Consider the following 18,026-nt stretch of genomic DNA (forward strand, 5'->3'; position numbering starts at 1 on the left):
TTTTCCCGGGTTAGCTACTTATCAACCATCGTACGATAACTCCTGCTGCTTCCGATCCAGGGCAAAATTACTTTTTAATTTTCTTTGCGGTCCTCTGCGTCTCTGCGCCTCTGCGTTAATCTCTTTTCCCTAATCAACACACTTCACTCAACAGCTGGTCGATCATACGGCGGGCCTGTGAGGCGTAGCCGCCGCCGAACAGGTTGTAGTGGTTGAGGATGTGATAGAGGTTGTAGAATATCTTGCGGGTGGCATAGCCGGGATCGAGGGGCCAGGTGGCAGCGTAGCCGCTGTAGAATGAGCGCGAGAAGCCGCCGAACAGTTCCGTCATAGCCAGATCCGCTTCGCGATCGCCGAAGTAGACCGCCGGGTCGAAGATCACCGCCTCGCCGTCGCGGGTGAAGGCATAGTTGCCGGACCAGAGATCGCCGTGCAGCACCGAAGCGACCGGCCGGTAATCGGTAAAGAAATCGGCGACCCGTTCTTTGAGCTGCTGGCCGCGCTCATACAGGGCGCTGTCGGCACCATGACGATGTGCCAGATCAAGCTGGAACCCGAGCCGCTGTTCCTGCCAGAAGCGGACCCACTCGTTATGCCAGCCATTGGGCTGGGGGGTGGAACCGATGGTGTTGTCGCGGTGCCAGCCATATTGTTCGCGGGTGTAGCGGTGCATCTGGGCCAGCTGTTCGCCGAAGCGGTGCATGTCGCCGCTGCCACCGGTCTCCAGATATTCCATCACCAGATAGGCCTGCCCGTCACTGACGCCAGTTGTGACCGGTTGCGGTACGCGCACGGCATGGGCTTCGGCCATCGTGGCCAGCCCCTCGGCCTCGGCCTCGAACATCTCGAGCAAATCGGCGCGATTGAATTTGACGAAATAATGGCGCCCGCCGCTGTCGATGCGACTGGCACTGCTGATACAGCCGCCGCCAATGCCACTCATATTATCAATGGTGAACGGTTCACCCAGCGCCTCGCCAATCGCCCGGGCCAGCTTTTCCTGGTTCATGAATATCAATCCTGCTGCGTTAAAAGCCTGGGCGCATTACACTTGCAGTTCCCGTGCCGGAGTGCAAGTTGCCATTATGAAAGTCTTTGACCATATCAGCCCCGAGCTGGCCGAGTGGATCGGCCAGCAACCGCTGTTTTTCAATGCCACCGCGCCGCTGAACGGCGAGGGGCACGTTAACCTGTCGCCGCGCGGCCTCGACACACTGAGGATTATGGACCCCAATACTGTCCTCATTCTCGATCTGACCGGCAGCGGCAACGAAACCGCCGCGCATCTGGGCGAGAATGGCCGCATGACGCTGATGTTCTGTGCCTTCAGCGGTCCACCGCGCATCCTGCGTTTGTATGGTCGGGGCGAAGTGATCCTGCCGGTCAGCCCCGACTGGGAGGCACTGCGCAACCGGTTCGATGACAGCCTGCCCGGGGTGCGGCAAATCTTCTGCCTGCAGGTGGAACGGATACAGACCTCCTGTGGCTATGGGGTACCGTTGATGGATCTGGTCGGCCAGCGCGAGGCACTCATCCGTTGGACGGAAAACAAAGGTCCCGGGGGAATTCGCGGGTTCCGTGACAAGCATAACCGGAGCAGTATCGACGGCCTGCCAGCCCCCGTCGTGGACGAATCCTGGTGAGATTTTGCCCGGATTACAGGCTTTTCAGGGTGCCGATCAGCAATGCATTGTCTGACTTTATGCACAGTCCCTGAAATAACAACGTGTTAGGACGAAGTACCTGTTAACCGGCAAAGCCAAAAACAGCAAAAATAATATAACTAACTGATTATGATATGTTTTTCTGTGCGTACAAAATATGTTCAATTTAACAATAGTATAACAGTGCCGGGTAGTTGGCCCGGTTTACCCCATTTCATCCACACAGTTATCCACAGAAACTGTGGATAACAGCCATTCTTAAAACACCTCAAGGACTTAGGTGATTTAACCTAGAATTGATCTGAACGTATGCGGCTAACTGACATGTTTTATCACCCCGATCTACCCACCCGACAGCCATGAGCGAGCCGATTCTACAGATCGCCATCCCGACACCATTGCGCCGGCATTTCGATTACCGGCCACCGGCCGGTATCGATCCTGCCTCCCTGACACCAGGCAGCCGGGTCGAGGTATCTTTTGGTCGACGCCGGATCATCGGCCTGCTGCTGGGTGTCGCAGAACACACCGACGTCCCCTCTCACAAGCTCAAGCGGGCTGCTGCCCTGCTCGATAAGTCACCGGTCGTCAGCACCGAACTGCTCGAGTTACTGGGCTGGGCCAGCCGTTATTATCAACATCCCATCGGCGAGGTGATGCAGCACGCCCTGCCGGTCTTGCTGCGTCGCGAGTCGCAGCCGGCCCGCCGCGGCAGTGAACACTGGCAGCTGACCCCGGCCGGCCTCGCCGCCATGGAACAGACGCAGAAGCGAGCCCCGAAACAGGCGGCATTACTGGCCAGCCTGCAGGCGCGCCCGGAAGGTGCCAATGCCGCCGAACTGGACAGCGAGCACGTCAACTGGCGACCGATACTGAAAAAACTGATCGAAAAAGGCCGGGTCGAAATGAGCCTGCGCGCCACCCTGCCGCCGCCGAGCGAACAGCGCCAGTCGGCCCCGACCCTGACCGGTGCGCAACACACCGCCGTGGAGCAATTGCTGCAGCAGCGCGACAGTTTCCACTGCACCCTGCTCGACGGGGTTACCGGCAGTGGCAAAACGGAAGTCTATCTGCAATTGATCGAACGGGTCCTCGCCGACAAGCGCCAGGCCCTGGTACTGGTACCGGAAATCGGCCTGACCCCCCAGCTGGTTGAGCGCTTCCGGGCCCGTCTGAATACACCGGTGGCGGTACTGCATTCGGCACTCAACGATCAGGAACGCTATAACGCCTGGCTGGCGGCGCGCGAGGGCGAGGCAGGAGTCATCATCGGGACCCGTTCGGCGCTGTTCTCGCCCCTGCCCAGCCCGGGAGTGATCATCATCGACGAAGAGCACGATCTCTCTTTCAAGCAACAGGATGGCTTTCGCTATTCGGCGCGGGATCTGGCGATCCTGCGCGCGCAGAAACTGGACATTCCCATCCTGCTCGGTTCGGCCACGCCGTCGCTGGAGTCCTTGCACAACGTGCGCCAGGGTCGTTACCAGCATTTGCGCCTGCCGGAACGGGCCGGTGCGGCGGTTTTTCCCCGCTTTTTGATCCAGGATGTGCGCGGCCAGAAACTCGAACACGGCCTTTGTGCCCAGTTACTGGCACGCATGCAACAGCATCTGAATCAGCACAGCCAGGTGCTGTTGTTTCTCAACCGCCGCGGCTTTGCGCCGGTGTTGATGTGCCATGAATGCGGCTGGCATGCCCGGTGCGCCCGCTGCGATGCGCATCTGACCGTGCACCGGCGCCAGCACAAATTGCGCTGCCACCATTGCGGCAGCGAACAGACCCTGCCCGAGACCTGTCCCGAATGCCAGACCGGGGAACTGCTGCATATGGGGCTGGGCACCGAACGGGTGGAAAGCGCCCTGCAGGAACACTTCCCCGAGGCGCGCATCGTACGCATCGATCGCGATACTACCCGGCGCAAAGGCGCCTTGCAGGAGTTACTGCGCCAGGTTCATGCCGGCGAAGTCGATATCCTGATCGGCACCCAGATGCTGGCCAAGGGGCATCACTTTCCCGACGTGACTCTGGTCGGGCTGCTGGATGCCGACTACGGTCTCTATAGTGCCGACTTTCGCGCCAGCGAACGCATGGGCCAGCTGATTTTGCAGGTTGCCGGACGCGCCGGCCGCGCCGAGCGCCCCGGCGAGGTGATGATCCAGACCCACCATCCTGACAATCCCCTGCTGACGCAGCTGGCCGCCCACGACTATCCCGCTTTCGCCGAGACATTGCTACAGGAACGGGCCCAGGCCGAACTGCCGCCCTATGCCAGTCTGGCCCTGCTGCGGGCCGAAGCTGTCGATGCGCGTGCCGCACTCGACTTTCTGCAGGCCGCCCGCGACAGCGCCGGCCCCACCGGGGCCGATCAGCCGTTACTGCTCGGCCCCGTTCCCTCGCCAATGGAACGCCGCGCCGGGCGTTATCGCGCCCAGCTGCTATTGCAGGCCAGCGACCGCCAGACCCTGCAGCGCTTTTTGCAACACTGGCTGCCGCGCGTAGAACAGCTGCCCGACAGCCGCCGGGTGCGCTGGTCGATCGACATCGACCCGCTGGAGATGTTCTGACCTAACAGTGACGAGGGCCGAGGGACGAGTAACGAGGTTTTGCCTGGGACTGGTTTTAGATCACCCCTCCCTAACCCTCCCCTGGAAGGGGAGGGGATGATTTTGCGAGTAGCAAAGAGCCATTCCCCCTCCCTCAGGGAGGGGGCTAGGGGGAGGGGATATAAATAAACCTCGTCCCTCGTCACTCGTACCTCGCCCCTGCGCGTAGCGCCTGCGCTAGGCGCAGGCGGGCGGGTGGTTTACAATCGGCACCCCAGTAACGACTTACGCAAGCGACTTGAATTTTTCATGAAAAACCAGCTTCAGGCCCTGATCGCACAGGCCGTCGAGGTCCTGCGAGCCGACGGTACTTTACCCGCCGATGCCAATCCCGCCATCCAGATCGAGCGTACCCGCGATCCGTCTCACGGGGATCTGGCCTGTAATGTCGCCATGCTGCTGGCCAAACCGGCCAAAGCCAGACCGCGAGATCTGGCCGAGAAGATCATCGCCGCCCTGCCGGACGATGCCAGTGTCATCCGCGTGGAGATCGCCGGGCCCGGGTTTATCAATTTCTTTTTAAGCGACGACGCTTTTCACGCGGTGATTCCGCAAATCCTCGAAACCGGTGAGACTTACGGCCACTCCACCATCGGCAACGACCAACGGGTGCAGGTAGAGTTTGTTTCGGCCAATCCGACCGGCCCCCTGCATGTAGGCCACGGTCGGGGGGCCGCCTATGGCGCTGCAGTCGCCGATCTGCTGGCCGCCGCCGGTTTTACCGTGCATCGCGAATATTATGTGAACGACGCCGGACGACAGATGGACATCCTCGCGGCCAGTGTCTGGTTACGCTATCTGGAGCTGGCCGGCGAAGATCTGGAATTCCCGGCCAACGCCTACAAGGGCGATTATGTCTGGGATATCGCCGCCACCTTGCACCGGAAGCACGGCGATCGCTTTCGGCATGCCTGGAAGGTAATCCGCCAGACCCTGCCGGCCGACGAGCCCGAAGGCGGCGACAAAGAGGAATACATCGATGCGGTGATTGGCCAGGCCAAACAGTATCTGGGCGAGGACGATTACCGCTTCGTGTTCGATACCGGACTCAATTATATCCTCGCGGATATTCGCGACGATCTTGCCCAGTTCGGTATTACCTACGAAGAGTGGTTTTCCGAACGATCCCTGACCGAAACCGGTGCGGTGAGCAAAGCTCTGCAGCGGCTGCGCGACAGCGGACACACTTATGAGCAAGACGGTGCGTTGTGGTTTCGTTCCTCGGAGTTTGGCGACGAGAAAGACCGGGTACTGGTACGCGATAACGGCCAGACTACCTACTTCGCCTCGGATATCGCCTACCATATGGACAAGCTGGAACGGGGCTTCGATCGGGTCATTGACGTGTGGGGCGCCGATCATCATGGCTATGTACCACGGGTACGGGCGGCCCTCAAGGCACTGGGAGACAATCCGGAAAAACTTGATGTGCTGCTGGTACAGTTCGCCATTCTTTACCGGGGCGGCAAGAAGCTGCAGATGTCGACTCGCTCCGGCGAGTTCGTCACCCTGCGCCAGCTGCGCAAGGAAGTCGGCAGCGATGCGGCGCGTTTCTTTTATGTCATGCGCAAATGCGAACAGCACATGGACTTCGATCTGGATCTGGCCAAGTCCGAGTCGAAAGATAATCCGATCTATTACATCCAGTATGCCCATGCCCGGGTCTGCAGCGCGCTACGCAAGCTGGAAGAAAAAGGCTGGCAATATGATCAGGAACTGGGCCTGCAGCAGCTGGCCCTGCTGAGTACCAATCACGAATTGTCGCTGTTAACCAGCCTGTCCCGCTATCCGGAAGTGATCGAAGCGGCGGCCCTGGCCCATGAGCCACATCAGGTGTGCCATTATTTGCGCGAGCTGGCCAATGACTTTCATACCTATTATAACGAGCACAAGATACTGGTGGACGAGGCGCCACTGCGTAATGCCCGCCTGGCATTGAGTCAGGCGACTCGCCAGGTGATTGCCAACGGTCTGGGTCTGCTGGGCGTTTCGGCGCCGCAGTCCATGTAATACTAACAGCCCCGACGCTGTAACACTCACACGTTCGGTGATAGGCTTGTCTCATGCCACGCGATTACGCCAAAACCCCCAAACCCAAACATCCCCACTCCCTGCCTGGCTGGATATGGATGCTGGGCGGGTTATTTATCGGCCTGTTTATTGCGCTACTGGTTTATTTGACCAATAACGCCGGTTCCGATCCGGATAAGGACATCGGCAGCTCGGTCAACGAGTTGATCGGCAAATTCAAGGATGGTCGCCAGGATACCCGCGATGTGCGTCGTGATAACACGCAGCCCCCCCCTTCGCCGGACGAACAGAAACAGGACAAAGACAAACCCCGATTCGATTTTTATACTATTTTACCGGAACTGGAAGTGGTCATACCCGAATACAATCTGTTCGGTGAAAAATCGGATAAGAGCGAACAAAAACCGGACGGATCCGATCAGCCCGTCCCGCAGACGGAGGATGATACCCGCTATATCATCCAGGCCGGCTCGTTTCGCAATCCGGAACAGGCCGACCGCCTCAGGGCGCAACTGGCGCTGCACGGTATCGAAGCGTCGGTACAGACCGTGAAGATCAATGACAACGATACCTGGCACCGGGTCCGGGTCGGCCCCATCAACAATCTCTCCACCGTCAACCGGACCCGAAAGCGCCTTCAGGACAACGGCATCGCCACCATCGTGGTCAAGGAAAAAAGCTGAGCGTCCCGTGCCGCCATGCCCTATGTACTGATACTGTTGTTGCTACTGGGGCTGTTCTTCGGTCCCGGCCTGTGGGCCCGCTATACCTTCAAACGTTACAGCACACCGCGCAAGGATATCCCTGGCACCGGCGGCGAACTGGCCCGGCATCTGCTGGATCGTTTTGGCATGCAAAGTTTTCAGGTCGAGGTAGCCGGCACCGAGGGCGATCACTTTGACCCCACCAGCGAGACGGTGCGCCTCAGCCAGGACAACTATGACGGCACATCACTGACGGCCGTGGCCGTGGCAGCACATGAAGTCGGCCACGCCATCCAGCACCATCGCGGTGAGCATAAACTCAAACTGCGCACCCGCCTGGCACAAACTGCCAATAGCGCACAGAAGATCGGCGCCGTCGTAATCCTCTTTGCTCCCGTCGTGGCACTGTTATCACGAGCGCCTTCAGCCATGGCACTCCAGATTATCCTCGGGCTGGGCACCATGTTGCTCGCCACTATCGTGCACCTGGTAACCCTGCCCGTGGAATTCGACGCCAGCTTCGGCAAGGCGTTACCCATCCTCAAAGAAGGCTATGTCCAGCCCAAAGACCTGCCCAAAATCAAACGCATTCTGCGCGCTGCCGCCCTCACTTATGTTGCGGCCTCTTTGTCGAGCCTGCTCAGCCTGGGGCGCTGGATCGCCATCCTGCGACGCTAAAACTAGCGTCAGGTTAATCTGAATAATCGCTGGTTTCTGGCAGCTGTATCAATATACCATGTGATGTTGTTCACTGTTTATCGCTTTGCGACTCTCTACTATAGCCGCCACAAGATAAATACCCCCCTGACTCTATTTCCGAGGTGCGCTATGAAAACCCTGAAAACATTAACTGCCGTCAGCCTATTGGCAATAACAGGCGCCAGTTACGCCGAATCCGGTGACTACATGAACCTGCAATTGGGTATCAGTGACGTGGATGGATTCGATGAAGGCCTTGCCGCTATTGCCACTTTTGGCCGGCCGGTACCGAACGTGCATGAAAACTTTTCCGTGGAAGGTGAGTTCACCACGACTATTGCCGACCCGGATACCAATGGTGCCGAGATTTCTTATTTTAGCCTGGGTGCCTACGGGGTCTACACTCATCCGCTCAACCAGTACGCCAGCCTGCGTGGCCGGGCCGGACTGGTTTATTACGATACCGACGTTTCGGGCGACGGCCGGCGCGGTTCCGATGACGGGCTGGATCTCAGTGTTGGCTTCGGTGTCACCTATAACCTCAACCAGCAGATGGATCTGATCGCCGAATATACCCTCATCGAATCCGATATATCCCACCTCTCGGCCGGTATCCAGTATCGTTTTTAGTAAAGCTAACTGGCAGCCAGTAATTCATTGCTGGCAGCTACTGAAAATCGTAATGCTTTGTGACCGGCTTGCGTATTTCCCAGGTACAACTCATGCCGGCCGGAAAGGTCACCAGATCACCGCGTTGAATCTGTACCGGTTCACCGTCATCGGGTGTAACGATGACATCGCCTTCGAGCAAATAGCAGGTTTCCTGGCGGTCATATTGCCAGGGAAAGGTCGATACCTCTTTTTCCCAGATGGGCCAGTCATATACACCGATCACATCGAGTTTGGCCGGTGAGGGATTACGTTCTACCAGAATCTGCATGGTTATCACCTTTACATCACATTGCTTTGTGGAGTTTTTACAGCGCCTGATCGGCGTTGCGATTATTCGTCTTCCAGGTAGGTATAGCCCTTGAGCCCGGATTCAAGCTGACTCAGGTATTCCCGGGATTCGCTTTCATCCAGATCGGCCTGGGCCAGTTTTTTCTGATAGCTGTCGAGCAGCAAGTCAGCGCGGATATGCACATAATCAAGAACTGAATCGACCGTATCCCCGTACAGGACCTGCTCTATCTGATGATTGCCATCATTATCGAGCACGACATTGATCGAGTCGGTATCGCCGAACAGGTTGTGCATATCGCCCAGTATCTCCTGATACGCGCCGACCATGAATATCCCGATCAGGTAAGGTTCACCGGATTTCAGAGGGTGCAGCGGCAGGCTGCTCTCGACGCCTTCACCATCGACGTAGTAGTCGATACGACCGTCCGAATCACAGGTAATGTCTTCGATCACGCCCCGGCGCGTCGGCTTTTCATCCAGCCGATGTAACGGTACTACCGGAAAGATCTGATCAATGGCCCAGACATCGGGAATCGACTGGAACAACGAGAAATTGGCAAAATATTTGTCCGCCAGCTTGTCATGCAACTCGTCCAGTACTTCACGATGCACCCGGTTGCTTGCGGATAACAATTCGTGCACCCGCTGACAGATAACGTAATACAGCTCCTCGGCATAGGCACGTTGGTCGAGTGTCAGCACGCCATGGGTATACATACTTTGCACTTCGCTTAGCCAGTGTTTGATGTCGTGATAAATCTCCATTGCCGCGCGGCTGGAGGTTTCATTCTGGACCGCTTCGTAGCATTGCCACATATCCTGCAGTACCAGCGGGTCATCACTCTGCGGCTCCAGCATGGCGCTGGCATCGGGGACCTGCTCGGTGTCAATAATATTGGTAATCAACACCGCGTGATGGGCGGTCATAGCCCGGCCTGATTCGGTAAAGATATCCGGGTGCGCCAATCCATGTTCCTCGCACGCCTCCCACAATACATGCACAATGTTATTGGTGTAGGACTGTACGCTGTAGTTCATGGAACAGAAACTGCGCGAACGTGAACCTTCATAATCAACCCCCAGGCCACCACCGACATCCACACAACGGATGTTGATTCCCATGCGATGCAGTTCGACAAAATAGCGTGCGCATTCGAGCATGCCGCGCTGGATATCGCGGATATTGGCGATCTGCGAGCCGAGATGGAAATGCAGCATTTGCAGGCTATCGCTCATGCCGGCCTCGCGCAGCCGCTCGATAACCCAGATCACCTGCGCGGCGGAGAGACCAAACTTGGCTTTTTCGCCGCCAGTGTTCTGCCACTTGCCCTCGCCGATAGAGGCAAGCCTCACCCGTACACCCAGCAGCGGTGTAATACCCAGGGCCCGGGACTCGCTAATCACCAGCTCCAGTTCGGAGTGCTTTTCAATTACAATATAAACCTGATGCCCGAGCTTGCGGCCGATCAGGGCCAGGCGGATATATTCCCGGTCCTTGTAACCGTTACAGACGATCACTCCACCCGGATGGGACAACCCCAGCACCGCCATCAACTCCGGTTTACTGCCCGCCTCCAGCCCGACCCGCTCCTGACCATGCTCAACCAGCTGCCGGATCACGCTGGCCTGCTGATTGACCTTGACGGGATACACTGCGGTGTACTTGCCCTGATAGGCATCACTGGCCATGGCCTGGTGAAAGCTCTGACAGAGAGTATCCAGACGATTGTTCAGGATATCGGTAAAACGGACCACGATCGGCAGGGTCACACTATGTTCGCGTACCGCCCGGGTCGCCAGTTGATAGAGATCGATCCCTCGATTGTGCGCCTGGCGATCAGGATGGGCCAGCATGTGACCCTGCTCGTTGATGCCAAAGTAACCTTCGCCCCAGTAGACCACGCTATAGGTGGCAAGCGCCTGTTGTCTGTTCCAGTCTGACATGATCACCTGATGTTGTTTTATTCGGGGCCGGGGTTTCAAGTATAATGGCAGTTTCCCTGCTCACGCCAAGCATTTTCCGGAGTGCTGTTATGTTATCCGATACAGAATGGTTTACCGAGATCTGCGCTGAATCGGGCTCGGCCTTTTCTTTCAAAATAAAGGAAAAGCTGGCCGAGGTGCAGACCGGGTTTCAGAAAATCGAGATCTTCGACACCGAGAAATGGGGCCGATTGATGGTCATCGACGGCTTTATTATGCTCACCGATCGGGACAACTTTCTGTATCACGAGATGATGGCCCACCCGGTACTGTTCACCCACCCCGCTCCGAAACGGGTGCTGGTGATCGGCGGCGGTGACTGCGGCACCCTGCGCGAAGTCCTGCAGCATCCCGGGGTAACAAGCTGCGAGCAGGTAGAGATCGACGAGCAGGTCACCCGCTTGTCAGAACAATACTTCCCGGATTTGTGCACTGCCAACGACGACCCCCGCGCCGCGTTCCATTTTGTCGACGGTATTCAGTGGGTCAAGGATGCCGGGGCCGGTCATTATGATGTGATTATCGTCGACAGTACCGATCCTGTCGGTCCGGCCGAAGGCCTGTTTACCGAGCAGTTCTATCGCGATTGCCACCGCGCGCTGGGGGCAGACGGTCTGCTGGTACAGCAAAGCGAATCCCCGCTGATTCATCAACGCCTGTTAAAAGAGATGCATACTGCCATGGCCGATGCCGGTTTTGCCGCCGTCAATACGCTCGGCTTTCCACAGCCGGTCTACCCCAGCGGATGGTGGAGCTGCACCGTGAGTGGGAAGGTGTCGGATCTGACCCGCTTCCGTGAACAGGATGCCGCGCAGCGGCCGTTCGAAACCCTTTATTACAACCCCGAGATTCACCGCGCGGCGTTTGCCCTGCCCGGCTTCCTGCACCAGCAGCTGGACAAATAATTCATCGCTCCGCGGGGATAAAGTAAAAATCAAACAAACAGCGTTTAAAAAAACCTCGTATCCTGGTCCCGACGGACGGGTTTTTAACTTGTAACCTCAACTTAATCACACCACCGGCTGACATCCTGCGCGGCGCGGGCCTCGGCCTGCTGGCGCTGGCTGTCAGTGAGAATTTTTCGATCACCCTGCTCATCAATATCATATAACCGGCCTGCCTGCTGATAGCTTCGCAAACGATCCCGCGCCCGGGCGCAACGTTTGTGTCGTTCGGCGGCTTCGGCTTCCTTGCGTTGCTCCCGCTGTTGTTTGATGCGCCGCTCTTCTTCATAGGCGCGTAACAGGCGACGGGTTTTTTCACGCCGTTCGGCATCACCGGATTGCGGGCTGCCGCGGGAAGGGCCGGGGTCCACATCCATGGAACGGGCTCCTTTCTCCGGCGGTTTATCGCCATAATGCACCTGCCCCTGTTCGTCGGTCCATTTATAGACGCCGGCTCCGGTGGATACGCTTACCAGGGCCGTGAGTAACAGGCCGCTAACCAGCTGTTGAATATTCCATTTCATTATTTTGCCTCCCTAAGGCGATCCAGTCGTAAACGTTGCCGCTCGTCGAACAACCGTCGGGCGCCCAGCCAGCTGGCCAGCAAGATAGCAAACCCGGTGCCGGCTGCGATCATAAACATGATCAGAATCTGGTATTTGACCGCTTCCACCGGCGCCGTGCCCGAGAGAATCTGGCCGGTCATCATTCCCGGCAGGCTGACGATCCCCGCCGCCGCCATGGCATTGATGATCGGAATCAGCCCGACGCGGACGCTCTCGCGGACCGTCTCGCGCAGTGCATCCTGCCAGCGCTGTCCCAGGGCAAGGCGTGTTTCGATCACCGCCCGCTGCTGCCAGGCGTTATTGGTCAGCCGATCCAGCGACAGCGCCACCCCGGTCATGGTGTTACCCAGCATCATACCGAGCAGGGGAATGGCGTACTGGGGCTGATACCAGGGATCGTTATTGATAATAATCAGCAAGGCAAACAACGTGGTGGCAAAGGCCGAGACAAACATCGACAGGGTGCCCAGGGCATAACCCCAGCGCCCCCGGAACGGTCGGTGCTGGCGGGCCATCACCTCACGGCCGGCGATCAGCACCATCACCGAGGCAATCAGTATCACCCACAGCAGGGTGACATTCTCGAATAACACCTTGAGAATCAGACCGACCAGCAACAGCTGCAGGGTCGTGCGCAGGGCCGCGATCAGCAACCGTTGCGTCACCCCCAGTTTCAGCCACAGCGATATCCCGGCCAGCGCCACCACCAGCAGTGCGGCCAGTCCCAGATCCAGCGGGGTCAAACTGATAATATTCACAGCATCTCCTCTACCAGCCGGTCATTCCGAATCACCAGCCGACGCCGGGCGAGACGCTGTTGCTGTTGCGGATCGTGGGTCACCCAGATTGTCGGTGCGCCAGCCTCACGCACGTAATTGTGTAACAACGTCTCCGCCTGGCTGACACTGCCGGGATCCAGACTGGCGGTAGGTTCATCGAGCAACAACGCTCTGGGCCGTTGACACAACAGGCGCAGGATCGCCAGGCGCTGCTTTTCCCCGGTCGAGCAACGGGCCACTTCCCAGCTCAGCACCTCCATCGAAAAACCCAGCTGCTCAAACCAGGCTGGCTCGGGATCGGTAAAATGTTCGCCCACCTGATCGTGCCACCACTGTGACTCCGCCGGTAACAGGCCGACCCGATGCCGCCACTGATGGGCGGGCAGTGTGTCGCACCAGATATCATCCAGGCGTACCCGGCCCTCATGGGGTATCAGATCGGCAATGGCCCGCAGCAACAGGCTCTTGCCGCTGCCGGAAGGACCGCTCAGACAAACAATTTCCGCGTCATTGACAGTTACATCCAGTCTCACCTGCTGCACCTGCAGCGCCTCGATCCCCAGTTCACTCAATCCCGTATCCCCTCGCCAGGCACGGTTAAAGCCTGACTCATTGGCTGTTTTATTTTGCCGTAGCATTGTTATGATGCATAGCGATTATAATGAGAAGGAGAAACCTATGTCCGACCCGGTTATTGCTCAAAAAGCCCCCTACGCCGTCGAACTGGAAGCGGGAGATTATTTCTGGTGCGCCTGCGGCAAATCCGCCAACCAGCCCTTTTGCGACGGCTCGCACAAGGATACCGACTTCGAACCGGTCAAATTCACCATCGACGAAAAAAAGACCGTCTACCTGTGCGGCTGTAAACACACCGCCAACAAGCCCTACTGCGACGGGACGCATAACAAATTATAGGTACGAGTGACGAGGTACGAGTGACGAGGTAAAACAAGAACAATTTCCTTCATCATAACTATTTAGTTCCTCGTCCCTCGTACCTCGTCACTCGTCCCTGAAAAGAAAAAGGGCGCCCGAGGGCGCCCTTTTGGTTTTGGCTTCCTGCCGTTGTTGTTACATACCGGAACCGCGTGTGCCGGTGAACTCGGGATAGGCTTCCATACCACATTCGGCAAGATCCAGGCCTTCGTATTCCTGCTCCTCGCTGACGCGTACGCCCATTATAGCCTTGATGACCAGCCAGACGATCAGGCTCGCGACAAAGACCCAGACCAGGATCGTCAGCAGACCCGCCAACTGCCCGCCGAAGGTGGCATCGGCGTTGGTCAGGGGTACCGCAAGCAGACCCCAGATGCCGACGACACCGTGGACCGAAATAGCACCGACCGGATCGTCGACCTTCAGCTTGTCCATGGTCACGATAGAGAAGACCACAATAACACCACCGACAGCACCGATCAGGGTAGCACCCAGCGCACTCGGGGTATCCGGACCGGCGGTAATCGCTACCAGACCGGCCAGGGCACCGTTGAGGGCCATGGTCAAATCGGCCTTGCCGAACAGCATGCGAGCGATAATCAGCGCGGCGATGACACCACCGGCTGCCGCGGCATTGGTATTCAGGAATACCATGGCCACATCATTGGCACTGGCCATATCACCCAGCTTGAGCACGGAACCGCCGTTGAAACCGAACCACCCCATCCACAGGATGAAGGTACCCAGGGTCGCCAGCGGCAGATTGGCACCGGGGATAGCGTTGATCTTGCCATCTTTGGTGTATTTGCCTTTACGCGGACCGAGTACCAGTACGCCGGCCAACGCCGCTGCGGCACCCGCCATATGCACAATCCCGGAACCGGCAAAGTCAGCGAATCCGAGGTCACCCAGGTTGTACATGCCGAACACGTCGCCACCGCCCCAGGTCCACAGACCTTCCATCGGATAGATGAAACCGGTCATAACCACGGCAAACAGCATGAACGCCCACAGCTTCATACGCTCGGCCACCGCACCGGAAACAATCGACATGGCGGTTGCCACGAAGACCACCTGGAAGAAGAAGTCCGACGGTGCCGCATAGACTGAATCACCACCAAACCCGTTTTCGGCGGAAGCGCCCAGGGCATCGGCAACCAGCGATTCACCACCGGCGATTCCCGACAGGAACCAGCCACCGCCATACATGATGGCGTAACCACTTATCATGTACATGGTGCATGAAATTGCAAATAACGATACATTCTTGGTCAGAATTTCCGTGGTGTTCTTGGAACGTACCAGACCGGCCTCGAGCATCGAGAATCCGGCGGCCATCCACATAACCAGCGCACCACAGACCAGGAAGTAGAAGGTATCGATGGCATACTGCAATTGGAAAATTTGATCTTCCATCTTAAGCCTCTCCTCTAGTCTTACAGCGCATCTGCGCCGGTTTCACCGGTACGGATACGAACTGTCTGTTCAATGTTGGACACAAAGATCTTGCCGTCACCGATCTTGCCGGAATTGGCGGCTTTGCTGATGCCCTCGATAACCTGATCTACCAGGCCATCGTCAACAACAGCTTCGATCTTCACCTTGGGCAGAAAGTCTACGACGTATTCTGCCCCGCGATACAACTCGGTATGCCCTTTCTGACGGCCGAAGCCTTTTACTTCCGTTACGGTAATGCCCTGCACACCAATATCGGAAAGCGCTTCGCGCACATCATCCAGCTTGAAGGGCTTGATGATTGCCATAACCATTTTCATGGTCTTGCCTCCTTAAAAAGTGCCCACCCGAAGGTGGGCGAACGGTTTCGAGCTTACTCTAGCAAATCTTTTACAGATCAAAGCTCTTGCTGTAGGAAACGGTGAAACGGGCATCCCCATCGGCACCATCCAGATCAGTCGCGTCATAAGCGAAAGTGAAATCATCCTTGCTGAGACTGACCTGGTAGTGAGTGTAATCAGTAGAAGCCGGGTCATCCAAATCATAGTCGCCTATGGTAACGCCCAGACCCAGGCCTTCCTTGATTTCGAAGTCGGCACTGGCATAGATATACAGATCATCCTCATACTGGGTAGTTGCTTCCTTGTCCATGGTCAGTGCGGCACCGAAAGTCACCATCTCATAGCTGGCGCTGACATACGCTTCGTCGAAGTCAAGCGTGGCATCACCAACCGGGTACGTATACATGATGTAGCCGACATCCATGCCAACCGGACCGGCATCAAAGCCGTAACCGGCATACCAGTCCTGCTCGTACTGGCCGTCTTCGCTACCAATCGAGGAAACCCAGGTACCGGCGTAAATACCGGAATCATGAGCATAGTCGAGTCCACCAGAAATAGCAGAATCACCACCGGACTGGTCAACACCACGCCACAAGTAGTTAGAAGTAAATCCGATATTGCCGCTCAGCTCGGCTACAGCCACGCTGCTGGCAACGGTAGAGGCAGCCAGGATGGTGCCGACGAGTAATGCATTGGCTTTTTTCATTTGTCTCTTCCCCATATTGTGAGAGTGTTAAAAGAAAACGGTTGCTGTACGGACTATTGCGAAGTGCGTGCCAACTTTTATTTGTCATTAAAAACAATGACTTGAAGACACAACCAATGGCGGGCGCACCCTATTTGTGCACGGATAACGATCATGGGGCGGGGGATCGCACTATTGCGGTGCGAAAGGCGGGGCATTTATGCAAAGAGTGATTAAATAACGCAGAGAACACGGAGGCGCAAAGTCGCAGAGAAAGTCACATTTACTTTCCTGACACAGGTCATGCAAACAGGCGCCAGCGTGGCCCTGCATAGGGTACAGTGCGTCAGCAAAAAATCTATTCACTCTCACAGAGACGCAACGGCGCCAGGAAACCTTCACTGTTTAATTCTTCGCGGCTTTGCGTCTCTGCGAGAGTTAATTTTATTATGATGCACCAGGCAGGCCCGATATTGCGTTGGGGGTATCAGGCAATAGCCGGTTTGACGGACATCGCTAACGCAATGCCCGCACCCTCCGTTTTTGTCTGGGAACGAACCAATAACGGTAAGTTAAACATCGCAACATAGAACACACCGAAATCACTGAAAAGATCAGCGTATTACTGCCTCGATGTATTCAGTGTTTACGGTGTTCCGGTGGTTATGTTCACTTCGGCACAACCACGGGCAGGTCTTTATCTGAGATCGAATTCACGTGTCCAGGAGATGGAAATGCGCATTGCACCCGGATCGTCTCCGACCGGCCGGTCCTTGTCGTTCTTGTCCAGGGCGAGGGTGAATTCATCCTTTTTCAGCCCGACATGGATATGATTGTAGTCCTCTTCGCCCGAGTCATCGAACTCATACATGCCGAACAGTAATGTGGCATAGAGCTCGTTACCCAGCTCGGCATCGGTGCCAATACTCAGATAGATGTCGTTATCCTGGCTCGTACCGTCTTTGGACAAAGTGTAGGCGCCCATGATGGAGAACAGATCAAAATCGAACTTGCCATACAACTCCGTGGCATCGGTACCGGTATTGTCGACCGGGAACCGGTACATGATGAGCCCGGCATCGAAGGGGATATCACCGACCCGACCCCGGTAGCCGCCATACAGATCCAGCTCGTAACCGTTGCCGTTACCGTAATTGGAGGTCCACACTCCGGCATACAGATTTGCATCATGGGTGTAATCGACCCCGCCCTGCACGGCGGCCTGGTCATCAGTCTGGGTCACCCCGCGCCAGATGTAATTGGAGGTCACGCCCAGGTTTCCGCTCAGTTCGCCCTGTGCCTGGGCCAGCCCGCTCAGGCCGGCGCCCAGCAAGATGGCGGTTGCAATCTGTTTCATGGTTTTTCTCCCGTGATGGTTGTTATTCCCCTGGCGGGATTGTCCCGCCGGGCAGAAACATTATAATGATAGTTTCACTCATCTCCACCTGCAGGCCACGCATCCATGGCAAGCCCCGATATCGAACAACTGGTTGAACGCGTCATGGCGGCTCTGCCCGACGGCGTTAAGGAAATGAAGCAGGAAGCCGATCAGCAACTGCGCGCTGCCCTGCAACGCACCCTGTCTCAAATGGACCTCGTCACCCGCGAAGAGTTCGACATCCAGCGCGAGGTGCTGCTGCGCACCCGCAGCAAACTCGAGGCCCTGGAAC

19 protein-coding genes are annotated in these 18,026 nt (G+C 57.0%); 9 read left to right on the top strand and 10 right to left on the bottom strand.

Annotated features, from left to right (window positions below):
* Positions 1-133 precede the first annotated feature (133 nt).
* Positions 134-1,009 carry a fructosamine kinase family protein gene (locus R6U90_RS06230; RefSeq protein WP_410351807.1) on the bottom strand — a complete coding sequence of 292 codons (876 nt, stop codon included), beginning with the start codon at positions 1,007-1,009 and terminating at the stop codon, positions 134-136.
* A gap of 73 nt (positions 1,010-1,082) precedes the next feature.
* Here R6U90_RS06230 and R6U90_RS06235 point away from each other — a divergent pair, with 73 nt between their 5' ends.
* The 6 genes from R6U90_RS06235 (at position 1,083) to R6U90_RS06260 (ending at position 8,331) form a co-directional block, all read left to right on the top strand.
* Complete coding sequence (locus R6U90_RS06235; protein WP_410351825.1) at positions 1,083-1,643, top strand: pyridoxamine 5'-phosphate oxidase family protein; 561 nt, start codon at positions 1,083-1,085, stop codon at positions 1,641-1,643.
* Positions 1,644-2,023: 380 nt separating this feature from the next.
* Entirely contained in the window at positions 2,024-4,228 is a 2,205-nt protein-coding gene (locus tag R6U90_RS06240) for a primosomal protein N' (RefSeq protein WP_410351808.1), read from the top strand.
* A 288-nt stretch (positions 4,229-4,516) separates the two neighbouring features.
* Positions 4,517-6,277 carry an arginine--tRNA ligase gene (argS, locus tag R6U90_RS06245; protein WP_410351809.1) on the top strand — a complete coding sequence of 587 codons (1,761 nt, stop codon included), beginning with the start codon at positions 4,517-4,519 and terminating at the stop codon, positions 6,275-6,277.
* A 53-nt stretch (positions 6,278-6,330) separates the two neighbouring features.
* Positions 6,331-6,981 (top strand): SPOR domain-containing protein, encoded by a 651-nt coding sequence (locus R6U90_RS06250; protein ID WP_410351810.1) that lies wholly within the window; start codon positions 6,331-6,333, stop codon positions 6,979-6,981.
* Positions 6,982-6,996: 15 nt separating this feature from the next.
* The gene (locus R6U90_RS06255) at positions 6,997-7,680 is read left to right on the top strand and encodes a zinc metallopeptidase (protein WP_410351811.1); all 684 of its coding nucleotides are present in this window, start codon (positions 6,997-6,999) and stop codon (positions 7,678-7,680) included.
* Positions 7,681-7,830: 150 nt separating this feature from the next.
* Entirely contained in the window at positions 7,831-8,331 is a 501-nt protein-coding gene (locus R6U90_RS06260) for a porin family protein (protein ID WP_410351812.1), read from the top strand.
* A gap of 37 nt (positions 8,332-8,368) precedes the next feature.
* On the opposite strand, the gene R6U90_RS06265 is transcribed toward R6U90_RS06260, so the two are convergent.
* Positions 8,369-8,641, bottom strand: coding sequence for a cupin domain-containing protein (locus tag R6U90_RS06265; protein WP_410351813.1), 273 nt, complete (start codon positions 8,639-8,641; stop codon positions 8,369-8,371).
* A gap of 62 nt (positions 8,642-8,703) precedes the next feature.
* Positions 8,704-10,608 (bottom strand): biosynthetic arginine decarboxylase, encoded by a 1,905-nt coding sequence (speA, locus tag R6U90_RS06270; RefSeq protein WP_410351814.1) that lies wholly within the window; start codon positions 10,606-10,608, stop codon positions 8,704-8,706.
* A gap of 89 nt (positions 10,609-10,697) precedes the next feature.
* Here speA and speE point away from each other — a divergent pair, with 89 nt between their 5' ends.
* Positions 10,698-11,552 (top strand): polyamine aminopropyltransferase, encoded by an 855-nt coding sequence (gene speE / locus R6U90_RS06275; protein ID WP_410351815.1) that lies wholly within the window; start codon positions 10,698-10,700, stop codon positions 11,550-11,552.
* Between the two features lie 101 nt (positions 11,553-11,653).
* Here speE and R6U90_RS06280 read toward each other — a convergent pair whose 3' ends face one another.
* From R6U90_RS06280 to R6U90_RS06290, 3 genes are read right to left on the bottom strand one after another with little or no spacing between them, the layout of a single operon-like run.
* Positions 11,654-12,115: a DUF4124 domain-containing protein gene (locus R6U90_RS06280; RefSeq protein WP_410351816.1), complete on the bottom strand. Its 462-nt coding sequence runs from the start codon at positions 12,113-12,115 to the stop codon at positions 11,654-11,656.
* Positions 12,115-12,915, bottom strand: a complete 801-nt coding sequence (locus R6U90_RS06285; RefSeq protein WP_410351817.1) for an ABC transporter permease — start codon at positions 12,913-12,915, stop codon at positions 12,115-12,117. Before R6U90_RS06285 ends, R6U90_RS06280 begins: the two co-directional genes overlap by 1 nt.
* On the bottom strand, positions 12,912-13,574 hold the full coding sequence (locus R6U90_RS06290) for an ATP-binding cassette domain-containing protein (RefSeq protein ID WP_410351818.1): 663 nt from the start codon (positions 13,572-13,574) through the stop codon (positions 12,912-12,914). Before R6U90_RS06290 ends, R6U90_RS06285 begins: the two co-directional genes overlap by 4 nt.
* A gap of 40 nt (positions 13,575-13,614) precedes the next feature.
* On the opposite strand from R6U90_RS06290, the gene R6U90_RS06295 reads away from it, so the two are divergent.
* A complete protein-coding gene (locus R6U90_RS06295; RefSeq protein WP_410351819.1) occupies positions 13,615-13,851 on the top strand; it encodes a CDGSH iron-sulfur domain-containing protein in 237 nt (78 codons plus the stop codon).
* A gap of 156 nt (positions 13,852-14,007) precedes the next feature.
* On the opposite strand, the gene R6U90_RS06300 is transcribed toward R6U90_RS06295, so the two are convergent.
* From R6U90_RS06300 to R6U90_RS06315, 4 genes are all read right to left on the bottom strand, one after another.
* On the bottom strand, positions 14,008-15,288 hold the full coding sequence (locus tag R6U90_RS06300) for an ammonium transporter (protein ID WP_410351820.1): 1,281 nt from the start codon (positions 15,286-15,288) through the stop codon (positions 14,008-14,010).
* A gap of 20 nt (positions 15,289-15,308) precedes the next feature.
* A complete protein-coding gene (locus tag R6U90_RS06305) occupies positions 15,309-15,647 on the bottom strand; it encodes a P-II family nitrogen regulator (RefSeq protein ID WP_410351821.1) in 339 nt (112 codons plus the stop codon).
* A 70-nt stretch (positions 15,648-15,717) separates the two neighbouring features.
* Positions 15,718-16,377, bottom strand: a complete 660-nt coding sequence (locus R6U90_RS06310) for a TorF family putative porin (RefSeq protein ID WP_410351822.1) — start codon at positions 16,375-16,377, stop codon at positions 15,718-15,720.
* A gap of 676 nt (positions 16,378-17,053) precedes the next feature.
* The gene (locus R6U90_RS06315) at positions 17,054-17,713 is read right to left on the bottom strand and encodes a TorF family putative porin (RefSeq protein WP_410351823.1); all 660 of its coding nucleotides are present in this window, start codon (positions 17,711-17,713) and stop codon (positions 17,054-17,056) included.
* Positions 17,714-17,818: 105 nt separating this feature from the next.
* Between R6U90_RS06315 and R6U90_RS06320 the strand changes: the two genes are divergently transcribed.
* Positions 17,819-18,026: accessory factor UbiK family protein (locus tag R6U90_RS06320; RefSeq protein WP_410351824.1), on the top strand; the 208-nt coding region annotated here is incomplete at its 3' end.

Origin of the sequence: Thiohalophilus sp., from assembly GCF_046483665.1 — a bacterium.
Classification (GTDB): domain Bacteria; phylum Pseudomonadota; class Gammaproteobacteria; order UBA6429; family Thiohalophilaceae; genus Thiohalophilus.